Below are 13858 nucleotides of genomic sequence, written 5' to 3' on the forward strand. Positions count from 1 at the left end.
ATATCTTCCTTGTTGGTTTACCTTCGTCAAGAAGAACTTTACACCCAGTTAGTTCGGATACTCTTTGAGCCTGTGCTTTTGTCCGCATTATCGCGATCATGAGCACACCGCATCAATAGCACGCTGAGCTTTGTTAGCAGCCGAACTGCGACCGTAGAGGCGAACACAGAGAGACGTGAGTAGCTCCGTGACATCACGCACTAAGTCATCGTCTACCTCGGCTGGATCTACCACAACCAATTTCCTGGACTGAGCCTCAAGTGCAGCCTCTATATATTCAGCTCCAAACCGACAGAAGCGGTATCTATGCTGTAGCAGAATCGTGTCTACTGTTGGGTCTTTAAGTAACGACAGAAACTTTCGCCTATGTCTGCGAAGGGCCGAACCAACTTCGGTTACTACGCGATCTATTGAGTACCCGTGCTCTGTAGCCCAAGTGAGAACTCTGGCAACCTGGCGATCTAGGTCTGATTTTTGATCTACAGAAGACACCCGTGCATATATGACGGCAGACTTAGATACGGACGGTTGAGACTCTAGATCTCCCACCAATATGAGTTGCCCTACTTTAGCGCAGGGACAGGCAGAGTACCGGCACGATACCACTTATATGCCGTTTGAGGATGTATACCTTGGGACAGTGCCCACTCATGTAAGTTCATTACATATCGTTATAGAACATCTTTGTGCCAACTGTTGCAACCCCAAATCGAAGAACGCATTCCCATGGCAGGCGACCACCTCAATCGGCAGCACTTTAAATATCACAAGAGAAGGATCCGGCGGCGACATCTGGAAAATGATACCGTGTCAATCTTGGTAGATGTGGAAAATAATTTGCCAGCTTGGTCGGGGTTTGAAACCACTGCGGATCAAGGATGAGAATCATCAAGCCAAGATCAGATCAACCACTGAGATATCTTCCAGACAAAGTAGCAACCTCTGACTTTTCGAGATACCACGCAGAGGTCCAATATAAAAATGGGTTAGCGCAACCTGATCGGCCACGCCAACCCATCACTAGACCAAATCTAGAGATAGTCCCCTAGGAGTTAGCCAAGATCGCCTTGATCTCTTGACGCTCAGCAATGAGTTCATTGGTTGTAATTGCGATCTTAGACTTGGCAAAGTCGTCAAGGTCAAAACCCTCTACAACGCGCCATGATGTACCATCGCTTCGAATTGGGAAGCCAAATTGTAGCCCCTCTTCAATTCCATACTCACCACGACTCGGTACCACCAAAGAGACGCAGTCACCCTCTGGGGTCGGGGTAATAATTGACTTTATTGAATCGATAGCCGCGCTCGCTGCAGATGCAGCTGACGATGCACCTCGAGCATCAATAATGGCAGCACCACGTTTTTGAACGGTGGTGATAAAGTCACCGTGGAGCCAATCATGATCCTCAATCACATCAACAACAGGACGACCAGAGATTCTAGCATTTAGAAAGTCTGGGAACTGTGTCGCCGAATGGTTTCCCCAAATCGCAACGTTAGAGACCTCGGTTACGGCCACGCCCGCTTTCTTGGCCAACTGGCTCTTGGCCCGGTTCTGGTCAAGACGAGTCATCGCGAAGAAGCGGTCCGCCGGAAGATCCTTGGCTGCGTCACGAGCTATCATTGAGTTGGTGTTGCACGGGTTGCCAACTACAAACACCTTTACATCAGAAGCTCCATGAGCGGCAATCGCCGCACCCTGTGGCCCAAAGATCTTCCCATTGATTCCGAGAAGATCTCCTCGCTCCATCCCAGCCTTTCGGGGCATTGCTCCGACCAAGATAGCCCAGTTCACACCGTCGAAACCGACTTTTAGATCCGAGGTCATCTCGATGCTATCCAAAAGTGGAAATGCACAATCGTCGAGCTCCATTGCGACACCCTCTAGAGCTCGCAACGCTGGATCCACTTCAATCAAGCGCAGCGAAACCGGCTGATCTAACCCAAAGAGAGCACCAGATGCAATCCTAAAAAGTAGAGAGTAACTTATCTGACCGGCAGCGCCAGTCACAGCTACCGAAATTGGCTTGTTTGCCATTGATGACTCCTATTCAAAATTCTAAATTATCAAAAAGCACATAGCGACGCCACGGAAACTGCCTGTTAGTTGGGATCAAAGATCCTTGGCCATAGAGGCAGAGTTTCCGTGGCGTTGAAAAACTAGAGGCGATCCACAATCGCTGAAGCGAACTCTGAGCACTTCACTTCGGTAGCACCCTTCATTAGCCGCGCAAAGTCGTAGGTCACGATCTTGTCGCCGATTGTGGCTTCAAGGGCCTTGACGATGTCATCGGCGGCTTCTTGCCAACCGAGATGCTCAAACATCATTACCCCTGAGAGCAACACAGAACCTGGATTGACCTTATCCTGGCCAGCATACTTTGGAGCAGTTCCATGAGTTGCCTCGAAGATTCCATGACCAGTAACATAATTGATGTTTCCGCCAGGAGCAATGCCAATTCCACCCACTTGAGCAGCAAGAGCATCTGATAGATAGTCACCGTTTAGGTTCAAGGTTGCGATAACATCAAATTCGTCCGGCCTAGTGAGAACTTGCTGCAAGGTAATGTCGGCGATAGCGTCTTTTACGAGAATCTTATCGCCTGGATCTCCTCCACAATCATCCCAGCCCACTGCGATATTTGAGAACTCGTCACGAACGACCTCGTATCCCCAGTTTCTAAATGCGCCTTCGGTGTATTTCATGATATTGCCCTTATGGACCAAGGTAACGCTCTTGCGATTTCTAGCCTTAGCGTATTCAACCGCAGCCCTAACAAGCCTCTTGGATCCGGTCTCTGAGACAGGTTTTACACCAACACCGGAATCTCGTCGAATATCCCAGCCAAACTCTTCTCTTAGAAATTCAAGGAGCTTCTTTGCATTTTCGCTACCCTCTTCAAATTCATAACCAGCGTAGACGTCTTCGGTATTCTCTCTAAAGATAACCATATCGACCTTCTCGGGATGCAGTACCGGAGATGGAACCCCCTGGAACCATCGCACCGGTCGTAAGCAAACATAAAGATCGAGGATCTGACGTAGTGCCACGTTCAAAGAACGAATGCCACCGCCAATTGGGGTAGTAAGAGGCCCCTTGATGCCGATGAGGAGATCTCGAAAGTCTGAGACCGTCTCTTCAGGGAGCCAGCTGCCCGTCTCCTTGAATGCTTTTTCACCCGCCAAAACTTCTTTCCACGCAACGTTCTTGCCATACTTCTTGGCGGCGGCGTCCATCACTAGACGTGCAGCCGGCCAAATATCGACCCCTATTCCGTCACCCTCAATGAATGGGATGATGGGATCATTTGGTACATTGAGCGTCCCGTCAGGGGACATCGTAATTTTCTCTGCCATAACAGCCGATTTTACTCCTTTTTTACTCCATTGCCTAAACGAGATTCTCGTATGGTCTATCACCTAAGGTTTAAGCCAACAAAACTCGATCCAAACCCTAGATCTAAACCAATAAATCGCACTCCCTGGCTGGGTGAAAAGCGTGAAAAATGAGCTCTTGGTCTTTAGCAATGGGGGCAGAGGCAGATCTTATTCCCAAAAAACCAAGTATATGCATATGACCAAAAAACCGCTAGCCAAGAGATGATTGAATGGGAGCATAACGGCGATTTCATGAGCATAGATTAAAATCCGACTATTTAGAAGCGGCGGACCGGCCTGGAAATAGCGCTGAATATATGGCCTTGGTGGTCGAGGCTTGATTCATCGTAAAGACGTGAATTCCAGCCACGCCACCATCGAGAAGTTCTTGAGACAGTTCAATCGCTATCTCTATTCCCTCTTTCTTGAGCGATTGAGGATCACCTTGATAGCGGTTCAGACGATTCAAAACAACCTTTGGTATCTCAGCACCGGACAACTCCGACATCTTGATGAGCGTTGAAAGACTCGTCGGAGCCATAATCCCTGGAATTATTGGCTTTTGGATCCCAATACTATCGAGTCGCGAGAGCAGATCGAAATAGTAATTTGAGTCGTAGAAGAATTGGGTAATTCCAAAGTGTGCGACCTCAAGCTTCTCGGCCAAAAAGCGAATATCGCTCTCCCTGTCAAATGCACTTGGATGCCCCTGAGGGTGGGCAGCCACCCCAACACACATATCGTATTTTTCAATCGCGTAACGTGCCAAGTCAATAGCGTGAGGAAACTCCCCGTCGAGAAGTTGATCATTCCCAGATAGTGGCGGATCTCCATGAAGCGCCAGAAGGTTTACAATTCCCCCTTTGGCATATCGGCTCAAAATAGAATCAATCTCTACCTTGGAATGGGCCGCTGTCACCAAGTGGGCCACCGCAGTCAAACTATACTCGCGATCGAGCTTGACAACCAGGTCGTGAGTATTTTCCCGAGTAGACCCACCGGCTCCGTAGGTTATGGACACAAAATCGATCGAAAGCTCAGAGAGCTCCAACAGCGCTTGGGTCAATCTTCTTTCTGATTCAACGTTACGCGGCGGCCAAAGCTCAACCGAAAAGAGGGGCCTCGAAGCACTTGAAATAAGCTGATCGACACGCACTAAGTTTTTCACATTTCTACTGATGGTCTCGAGCGAGACAGCAACTATATTAAACGACCTTTAGCGGCTTGAATGGCATTCACCAACAACATAGCCCTAGTCATCGGGCCCACACCACCAATTCTCGGAGTAATGGCTGATGCTACCTTTGCCACCGAATCCGAAAGATCAGAGCGAAGTTTTCCATCAACAAAAGGTGTTCCCGCGCCAACAACCACCGCTCCTTCCTTCACCATGGATTCAGTTATAATGTCGGCAACGCCAGCGGCTGCAATAAGGATATCTGCCTGGCGCGTAATTGATCCCAAGTCCGCCGTTCCGGTATGCGCTACAGTTACCGTCGCATTACAGTTTGGGGATTTGGACGCAAGCAGTAGCGACAGGGGACGACCGATAGTGAGCCCCCGTCCCACCACAACTACATGCTTATGTGCAATTTCAATGCCATAGTGGATTAGGAGTTCCACGATACCAGCGGGGGTGCACGCAAGTGGCCCTGGCTCTGACATCACCAATTTTCCCAAGTTGACTGGGTGAAGGCCATCCACATCTTTGTTTGGGTCGATCGCTAGAAGGGCGGCTAGTTGGTCTAGATGTTTGGGAAGCGGAAGCTGCAATAAAATGGAGTCGACATTCGAATCACCGTTGAAGAGGTCAATAGCCTCCAACAGCTCTTCCATCGTGGCATCTTGATCTAACTTGCAATGAAAGGATTCGATGCCGACTTCTGCGCAGTCGGCGTGTTTCATTGCGACATAACGAGCACTCGATGGATCTGATCCAACCAAGATTGTGCCCAAACCGGGTCTTATGCCAGCGGTGAGCAACTCTTGTGCTTCATCCTTGAGACGTGTTTTGATTATCGAAGCTAGCGCGTTGCCATCAAGAATTAGTGCCATAATAACTTTCCCCGATCAATATTTCATTCCAAAAAGATATCTAAATGACTTGGGTTCAAGAAAGTCGAATGACACTCCTTTGAACCCACCAGCCAACAGGTAATCCAGTGCCTAATGTCTAAAATGGCGCTCGCCTGTGAAGATCAAAACGACTCCGGCGTCGTTTGCGGCTTCAATTACACTTGCGTCATTGATTGACCCACCTGGAGAGATAATAATCGAGACGCCAGCCTCGGCTAGAGTAAGCATTCCATCGGGAAACGGAAAGAAAGCATCTGATGCAGCTACGGATCCCACTACCTTTTCCTTGGCTTTAGCGATCGCAATTCTAGAGGAATCTAAACGATTCTGCTGGCCGGCACCAATGCCAATAGCCGCACCCTCTGATACGATGACTATCGCATTGGAAGAGGTCTTGGCGCAAACCTTCCATGCCATCTCAATCTCTTCCCAACGAGACGGATCCGGCTGAGCCGTAGTCACCACCTTCCATTGCTCTTTGGTAGTGACAAACGTATCAGGCGCTTGAACCAAGATAGCATCCCCAATAGATCTGAATTGAAGGGCTGGCACCTCTGGGGGTTCGCCCGTTAGAAATCGAGTATTCTTTCGCTTCTTGGAGAGAAATTCGATGACTCCATCTTCATAAGAGGGCGCAATTACCACGTCAGCCTTAGGGTTAGAGGCCATCTCCTGCGCTAGGTGCATATCGACCGGGCGATTTAGTGCAATGATGCCTCCAAAGGCTGAAATCGGGTCGCACTCAAATGCTCGCGAGTAGGCCTGTGAAATATCGACAGTAGAAGTTGCAACTCCACAAGGATTTGCATGCTTTATAATCGCCGCACTAGGTGAATCACCAAGCTCATGAACGAGGCGCCAAGCTGCATCTGCATCAAATAGATTCAAATAGCTCAATTCCATTCCGGAATGGCGAACCATACTTTCAAACCAACTTGGACGACCCACCCTAGTATAGAGAGCACCGTCTTGATGAGGATTCTCACCGTAACGCAAAGATGACTTCTTCATCAGTACTGGTGCTATCTCATCATCTAGAGCCAAAGCGTCCTCTTGTTTTCCGCCTAGCCATAGAGAGATAAGCCGGTCGTATCGCGAAAGATGATCAAATGCCTTTGCCGCAAGGGCCCTTCTGGTTTCATAGTCGACCGAGCCGCCCTCGGCAAGCGCCTTCAATACAGGCTCGTAGTCGTTGCTATCGACCAAGACGCTCACAAAGGTGTGATTCTTGCCAGCTGCTCGAATCATCGAAGGGCCACCAACGTCAATAGTCTCGATACTGGGCGACCCAGCAAAAGGATACAGATTGCAAGCCACGATGTCTATCGTCTCGATCCCGAGTGACTCGATATCCAAGAGATGTTGAGGCTTTGAACGGTCCGCCAAAATCCCCGCATGGACCTTTGGGTGAAGAGTCTTTACTCGCCCATCCAACATCTCAGCAAAACCAGTTACATCTTCTACGCTCATGTGAGCAACGCCATGAGCAGCTAACTCCCTAGAGGTGCCACCCGATGCAATAATCTCGTAGCCAAGGTCGACCAAGCCACGCCCAAAATCTACAATTCCATCTTTTTCATATACAGAAAGCAAAGCTCTCATCGTTTCTCCCTGGTCTTTCCTAGTGAATTAGCATCGTGGATCATCTTTTGGTACTCAAAAAAAGATCCACCAAAATTGGTGTCAAGATAGTCGTTATAGGCTGCAACTGTCTGTGGGTACAAGCGTCGCTCCACCTTCTTTATTCGTTCATGGAGCGAAGACTCGTCATCACCATAGTTAACCTCGATAGCCTCTTGTGCCAATATCGGTCCGGCATCAACTGCAAGAGTGGCTAGATGGACAGTGCATCCTGTGACCCTCACTCCATATTTGAGGGCCTCGCTTACAGCATGCCATCCTGCAAATGCTGGCAGAAGAGAGGGATGGGTATTTAGAATTCGCCCGGCATAGCGCTCGTGAATCGGTTCTTCGAGAATGGTTCCGTAACCAGCCATCGCGATGAGCTCAATGCCATTTGCAACCAATTCAAATAGGACGTCATTGGTATAGCCCACTCTATCGAACGATCGAGAGAAGTCCCGTCGATAGCAACTCGAAAGCGCTATACCATGGTCTATGGACAATCCCTCTGCCTTGCAAGGTCTATCGACCAGAACTAGAGAGACATCTATACCACAACCAACCATGGCATCGAGAATGGTACCACTTCCAGAAGCTAGTACCGCAATTTTCACCCAATAGAGCCTAGATCACAGCAGGGCTCAAACCGCTACCAAGAAGTACCTAATCCCAAGGTGCAAAGAAACAAAGTGTCCAATCACGTACAAACTACGACCCATCAAAAGCTCATATAGGCATCTCGGGCAAACTCAACCTTGGTTTTGCGACATTCAACAAAGCTTGCACAGCACCAAAAGGCGAGGACATTCTCTCACTTGCTTGGAAACAAACGCCCTATCTGATTCCCATTTGCTTGCCATTCGAGCCCGGCAAGCAAAAAAAGAAAGACAGATTATTTCTAAAAAGTCTAAATGACTAAAGAACACTTCCATCTTGGCACAAAACACAAGAGCACACGAGAAAACACGATGCAAAAATCGCTAGCCTTGGCTCTAGCTAGTGGAAGTCGTGATCGTAAAAGATCATCACTATTAGATCACGACATCGGAATCGATCTCAATCCAAAAGTTCAAATTGCAATCTCAAGGCCGCCGATTGCTCAAAAAACTTGAAACAAATCTCTCAATGAGGCAGAATCAAAAAATAAACCTTTATCCAAGACCCAACCAAGTCTACCTGGAGTTGAATAGTTAAAAATTCTGACTGTGCCTAATCGGAATTCGGACGATAAAAGTGGCGCCGATCCCTGGCTCAAGTGAAATTTCTCCTAGATGAGCGGTCACTATCGACTGGGCAATCGCCAAACCAAGGCCGGCTCCACCACTATGTCGCTGGCGAGAGCGGTCGCCTCTGACAAAGGGCTGGAAAATAGTATCGGCTAAATCCTTATCGATACCAGGACCGTCATCGTGAACAACTATAAAGGCGTCAGAGCCTTCGAGTGCAAGGTCAAGCGAAATCGCCACATGGCTCGGAGTGTGCTTTGTGGCATTTACTAAAAGAATATCAATGACCTGCCGAAGGCGAAAATTGTCTCCTTGAAGGAGCAACTCTTTTGCCCCCTCCAGAGTAATCGTTCGATTCGGATTGGTAACTCTAAGTGCTGCCACTGCCTCATAAGCGATGGTACTCAGGTTGCAGGTGGTAATCTCAAGTGGCCGCACTTGGTCGAATTGCGCCAGAGAAAATAGATCATCCACTAAATTTTTCATTCGATTCGCGTCTTCTCTAATGTGGCGAAACGCTATATCTAGGTCGTATCTATCGTCCTTCTTCCAAAGTTCAAAGAGGTCAGAGTAACCAAGTATCGAAGAAAGAGGAGTCCCTAGTTCGTGGGAGGCATCTGCCAAAAAGCGGCGCAACTTTCCCTCGGACTCCGCAACTTCTCCAAAGGCCCCTTCAATCTCGGCAACCATAGCATTGAATGACCTAGCAAGTTGAACCACCTCGTCTTTAGCATTGCTGCCAACTTCGGGGACACGTCGACCAAGGTCCCCTTGGGCGATCTCCTTAGCCGCATTCGCAACCTCAACAAGTGGCCTAAGATCCCGCCTCAATATGAACCAAGCTATGGCGCCCAAAGCAACCAGAAGGGCAAGAGATACACCCACCTCTACCAATAAAAGACGATGTAGAGTTCCCAGGGTCACCGCCATCGGCACGCCAATAATAACAACCCCGACTCCGTTGGCCAACCGCGCAACAAGTGCCGAATAAGGTGCCGCCCCAGAGCCTGTACTTGTAATTGAGAAATACTTAGTTGGATTAGGTCCCACCATCGCCGAGAGCGCGATCTTTTCTATGGATGGAAACGATGGCGTATCTTGTCCATAGCCATAAAACAGTCGCGACAAGACCTTTCCCTGCGGGCTCAGGAGCTCGCCAAATGTACCCTGTGGAATAAGCACTCGTCGCCCCCCAGGTGCTGGAGGCACATTTGGAGACGACTGGTTTGGAGAAAACAATGTTCCGGCTGCATTGCCTGAAGCAACCCCTACGAGAGGTCCGCGCCCCCCGGGAGCCCCGCCTAAACGAGATAAAGGCCGCCCAGGCAGAGTAACTCCTGCTATCGATGCGAGAGAACGCGTAATTGGAAATGATGCCGAATCGAGCTGATGGCTTACACCCTGATCCAAAAATGAACTTATGGACTTATAGGTTACAAAATCGGCAATTGAAAAACCAAGAAGGACCACCGCCACTATCAAAGCTATTAATCGAGTCCGAAGAGTCATGAGGTGCTTTCAGAGGCGCCATTCGAATCATTCACCGGCGCCCTCAAACTATAGCCAATGCCTCGCACCGTTCGAATCATCGAAGGTCCCAATGCATCGATCTTCTTACGTAAATAACTTATGTAAACAGCTATCTGGTTAAAGACGTCATCTTGAGAATGTTCCCAGACTCGATCACGAATTTGAGAACGAGTAACCACTTGACCGGCATTGATCATCAAAAACCGAAGGAGCTTAAATTCAGTAGGGGTGAGATCTAGCAAGACCCCCCGCCTGCGAGCTTCTTGTGTATCGGTATCTAAAATCAAATCACCGACACTGACGCTCGAGCCATCCGGACCGTCGCCAACTGTTCGCCGTAAAATGCCCTGCACCCTAAGGGTAAGTTCCTCGACGCTAAAGGGCTTCACGACGTAATCTGTCGCACCTGATTTGAGGCCAGAAATTCGATCGTCAAGGCCACGCCGTGCAGTTAGCAAAAGAACAGGAATTGATGCACTTCGCCATGACTCAGACATACGGCGCATCACCTCGTAACCATCCATATCCGGAAGCATCACGTCTAAAACGACCAGATGAGGATAGAAAGATTCGACCATCGACAGAGCCTCTTTACCGGATTTGGCACCTCGTGTAGTCATGCCCAAAAGCGAAAGAGCCATCGTGACTAGATCGACTATGCTCGCTTCGTCATCAACGACTAATACGCGTCGCTCCTTGTCGCCACCCACAGTAAAAACCTCGCAACTTGCCAAAGCAACCGAAGTCGCCACGTCACAACTTCTGAATATGATTTATGCTACCGGATCACGCCTAAAATCAGAGAGCTAGACAAATAATCACCGAGCATTGTCCCCAGTCAATGATCCCTACAGCTCTTTGTAGTGGCATCGATTATTCCAAGCTTCTCAATGGCAATACGCAGGCTCCATGATATTGACCGTTCTGGATACACGGCTCTGATTGGCCTCATACCACTTCTCGGCCCAATCATACTGTTCATCTTTACCGTTCTTCCAGGAACAGCTGCTCCAAATCGTTTTGGAGGTTGTGCTCCAAATCGTTTTGGAGCACAACCTCCAAAACTCTCCAATTGAAATCAACTCCATTAAGGTCAGCGCGCAAAATGACATGGCTACAAATCAAGCTGGCCCGTTACCTCAAGAATCTCCTTGAGACAACAGGCCAGTAACGGATTCCCCAAAATGCGTGAACTTATTTTGCTCAAATGCCCTCTCGCGGGCCACCAAGTACGCTAAAACCACGCAAGCTTACTAGATCCAAAAGCTTCTAGAAGGCCCGAACTATCTCGACCATCTTTTCACCGGCAGCAGTTGGATTTACGGCGACGACTACCCCCGCAGCCGTTAACGCCTCCATCTTGGCCGCTGCTGTTCCTTGCGAGCCTGAAATAATAGCTCCCGCATGGCCCATCTTCTTCCCCGGCGGAGCGGTCTGACCAGCAATATACGCTACGACTGGCTTAGAAAAGTGCTCTTTAATAAAAGCTGCAGCCTTCTCCTCCTCAGTCCCACCGATCTCCCCGATCATCAAGACAGCCTTAGTCTCTGGGTCGGCTTCAAAGGCAGCCAAGCAGTCTATGAAGTTCGTACCCGGTACGGGATCGCCCCCAATACCCACGCATGTCGTCTGGCCGATGCCTTGTTGGGATAGTTCGTGAATCGCCTGATACGTCAAAGTTCCAGATCGTGAGACAATCCCCACGGGCCCCCCAGCTAAGGCAATGGAACCAGATGTAATTCCAATATTGCACTTTCCTGGAGAGATAATTCCCGGACAGTTTGGTCCAATCAATCGGGTCCCTGGGTAATCTCGGACAAGGACGTTATAGAAAAACGCCTCATCTTTTGCTGGTATGAATTCGGTAATACAAACAACCAGAGCGATTCCGGCCTTTGCGGCCTCCAAAACTGCCCCACCAGCAAAACGTGGCGGTACCGAGATGAAGCTGGCGTTGGCATTTGTAAGCGCCACCGCCTCTTCGACGGTATCAAAGACTGGAATGCCATCGACGTCCGTGCCCCCCTTACCAGGGGTAACACCGCCTACAACTTTTGTACCATAGTCACGGTTTCTAAGGCCATGGAATCTACCTTGGCCCCCAGTCAATCCTTGGACGATGACACGGGTATTTTCATCAACAAAGATACTCAACTAAGCTCCCTTATTAGCGATCTCAACGGCTCGTCTAGCTGCGCCAAGCATCGTCGATTCAACTATCAAATTCTCCGACTCACGAGGCGCAAGTATTTCACGTGCAACCTCAGCATTTGTGCCATCGAGGCGTATCACAATAGGTGCGGTCAACTTCACACGACCTAGTGCCTCGATAATTCCATTTGCAACCTCGTCACATCGCACGATACCGCCAAAGATATTCACAAGAACTACCTTGACGTTTTCGTCGGTGTTTATAACTTCAAGCGCTGCCGACATGGTGTCAGCGCTAGCGCCACCGCCTAGATCCAAGAAGTTTGCTGCAGATCCGCCGACTTGGTTTACGACATCCAAAGTAGACATAGCTAGACCAGCGCCGTTGGCGATAATTCCAACGGTCCCCGAAAGACCAATGTAGTTGAGGCCCTTCTCCTTCGCCAAGCGTTCCCTACCGTCATATTCAACAGTCAACGCCCAATCTGCCCACTCCGGATGACGCCATGTTGCATTGTCATCGAGAGAGACCTTTGCATCAAGAGCATGCACCAGACCCTGGGTATTTAGGATAAGTGGATTTATCTCAGCAAGGTCAGCGTCACCCTTGACAAATGCGCCATAGAGCTTCTCTAAGACCTCTACCACTCCTTCGAAGGCCTCTGGGTCGATCTTGGCACCCGTGACCGCTTCTCGAATTTGGTCATTTGATATTCCATCAACCGGATCGATATGAACATAGACGATGGCATCAGGGGCGCTCTTGGCGACATCTTCAATCTCCACGCCACCCTGTGCTGAGAGCATCAAAAGATACTTCTTGGCGCCGCGGTCCAAGGTGTAACTTGCATAATATTCCTTGGCAATATCAGAAGAATGCTCAACCCATACTCGCTTGACGAGATGACCTTTGATGTCCATTCCCAAGATTGCGCCGGCATACGAACGAGCCTCGTCTTGGTTGTTGGCAATCTTGATTCCGCCAGCCTTTCCACGACCGCCGACCTGCACCTGCGCTTTGATTACAGCTGGATATCCTGCTAAATCAGCTTGGCGAACCGCCTCGTCGACCGTCTCTGCGATACCACCCGGTGATGTAGCGATACCGTATTGAGCAAAGAATTGCTTGCCCTGGTATTCAAAAAGATCCACTTTCCTACTTTCTCTAACTCTTCAATAGTTATTTAGACATTTCCTATATGACATTCTCAGACATGATTGGCGCTAAACCAAATCGATCGCTAAAGTCCCTGCAAGCGCGGTGTTTTCAATCCACCAACAATTTGGGTCGAATTCGATTAATGAAGTTGCGATTCGCGCTCATCCAATGCGACCTCTAGCCAATTAGCTATAGTCGCCAGCGGACTTCCCGGCGTAAAAACCTGAGCCACCCCCATCTCCATGAGTGGAATGATGTCAGCCTCTGGGATGATACCACCAACGATTATTAGGACATCCTCAGAACCTGCGTTCTTCAGCTCTGATATCACCTTGGGCACCAGTGTCATATGTGCCCCAGACAAAAGTGAGAGGCCCAAGGCGTCAGCATCCTCTTGGACTACAGCTTGCACGACCTGTTCGGGCGTCTGATGAAGTCCTGTATAAATTACCTCAAAGCCTGCGTCTCTAAGCGCTCTTGCTATAACCTTTGCACCTCGGTCGTGACCGTCAAGGCCAGGCTTGCCTACTACTACTCGATAAGGACGTTCCACGGCTCTTTATAATAGGCATAAACCACTACCCAATTGCCAACCGAAAGGCTAATTAACTTGTTTTTTAGATCAAATTTCACCATTATGGCTATAAAAAGCTATCATTGTCCAAAAATCGCCACCGACTGGCAAATTGACCCACCGACAAATCGCAAAAACAGC

Annotated in this window: 11 protein-coding genes and 2 pseudogenes; 1 reads left to right on the forward strand and 12 read right to left on the reverse strand. The window is 49.1% G+C overall.

Annotated features, from left to right (window positions below):
- Window positions 1–96: 96 nt before the first annotated feature.
- The 9 genes and pseudogenes from AXFE_RS13935 to AXFE_RS13980 form a co-directional block, all read right to left on the reverse strand.
- Window positions 97–662 (reverse strand): annotated as a pseudogene (locus AXFE_RS13935) (IS607 family transposase).
- A gap of 383 nt (window positions 663–1045) precedes the next feature.
- The gene (locus tag AXFE_RS13940) at window positions 1046–2038 is read right to left on the reverse strand and encodes a malate dehydrogenase (RefSeq protein ID WP_052606566.1); all 993 of its coding nucleotides are present in this window, start codon (window positions 2036–2038) and stop codon (window positions 1046–1048) included.
- 122 nt (window positions 2039–2160) lie between these two features.
- Window positions 2161–3357 carry an NADP-dependent isocitrate dehydrogenase gene (icd, locus tag AXFE_RS13945; protein ID WP_052606567.1) on the reverse strand — a complete coding sequence of 399 codons (1197 nt, stop codon included), beginning with the start codon at window positions 3355–3357 and terminating at the stop codon, window positions 2161–2163.
- 295 nt (window positions 3358–3652) lie between these two features.
- Entirely contained in the window at window positions 3653–4546 is an 894-nt protein-coding gene (locus AXFE_RS13950) for a methylenetetrahydrofolate reductase (protein WP_052606568.1), read from the reverse strand.
- A 32-nt stretch (window positions 4547–4578) separates the two neighbouring features.
- A complete protein-coding gene (locus AXFE_RS13955; RefSeq protein WP_152626104.1) occupies window positions 4579–5436 on the reverse strand; it encodes a bifunctional 5,10-methylenetetrahydrofolate dehydrogenase/5,10-methenyltetrahydrofolate cyclohydrolase in 858 nt (285 codons plus the stop codon).
- 108 nt (window positions 5437–5544) lie between these two features.
- Complete coding sequence (gene purH / locus AXFE_RS13960) at window positions 5545–7056, reverse strand: bifunctional phosphoribosylaminoimidazolecarboxamide formyltransferase/IMP cyclohydrolase (RefSeq protein ID WP_052606570.1); 1512 nt, start codon at window positions 7054–7056, stop codon at window positions 5545–5547.
- A complete protein-coding gene (purN, locus tag AXFE_RS13965) occupies window positions 7053–7691 on the reverse strand; it encodes a phosphoribosylglycinamide formyltransferase (protein ID WP_052606571.1) in 639 nt (212 codons plus the stop codon). The genes purH and purN overlap by 4 nt, the downstream gene beginning before the upstream one ends.
- Before the next feature lie 576 nt (window positions 7692–8267).
- Window positions 8268–9812, reverse strand: coding sequence for a sensor histidine kinase (locus AXFE_RS13975; RefSeq protein ID WP_052606573.1), 1545 nt, complete (start codon window positions 9810–9812; stop codon window positions 8268–8270).
- Window positions 9809–10543: a response regulator transcription factor gene (locus AXFE_RS13980; RefSeq protein ID WP_052606594.1), complete on the reverse strand. Its 735-nt coding sequence runs from the start codon at window positions 10541–10543 to the stop codon at window positions 9809–9811. Before AXFE_RS13980 ends, AXFE_RS13975 begins: the two co-directional genes overlap by 4 nt.
- Window positions 10544–10696: 153 nt before the next feature.
- Here AXFE_RS13980 and AXFE_RS13985 point away from each other — a divergent pair, with 153 nt between their 5' ends.
- Entirely contained in the window at window positions 10697–10909 is a 213-nt protein-coding gene (locus AXFE_RS13985; RefSeq protein ID WP_052606574.1) for a DUF805 domain-containing protein, read from the forward strand.
- Window positions 10910–11102: 193 nt separating this feature from the next.
- On the opposite strand, the gene sucD is transcribed toward AXFE_RS13985, so the two are convergent.
- From sucD to AXFE_RS14000, 3 genes and pseudogenes are all read right to left on the reverse strand, one after another.
- The gene (gene sucD, locus AXFE_RS13990) at window positions 11103–11987 is read right to left on the reverse strand and encodes a succinate--CoA ligase subunit alpha (protein ID WP_052606575.1); all 885 of its coding nucleotides are present in this window, start codon (window positions 11985–11987) and stop codon (window positions 11103–11105) included.
- Window positions 11988–13139, reverse strand: a pseudogene (sucC, locus tag AXFE_RS13995) (ADP-forming succinate--CoA ligase subunit beta); the annotation flags it as partial. It abuts the gene before it with no gap.
- A 143-nt stretch (window positions 13140–13282) separates the two neighbouring features.
- Complete coding sequence (locus AXFE_RS14000; RefSeq protein ID WP_052606577.1) at window positions 13283–13696, reverse strand: cobalamin B12-binding domain-containing protein; 414 nt, start codon at window positions 13694–13696, stop codon at window positions 13283–13285.
- Between the last annotated feature and the right edge of the window lie 162 nt (window positions 13697–13858).

It is taken from the genome of Acidithrix ferrooxidans (assembly GCF_000949295.1).
GTDB classification, from domain to species: Bacteria; Actinomycetota; Acidimicrobiia; order Acidimicrobiales; family Acidimicrobiaceae; genus Acidithrix; species Acidithrix ferrooxidans.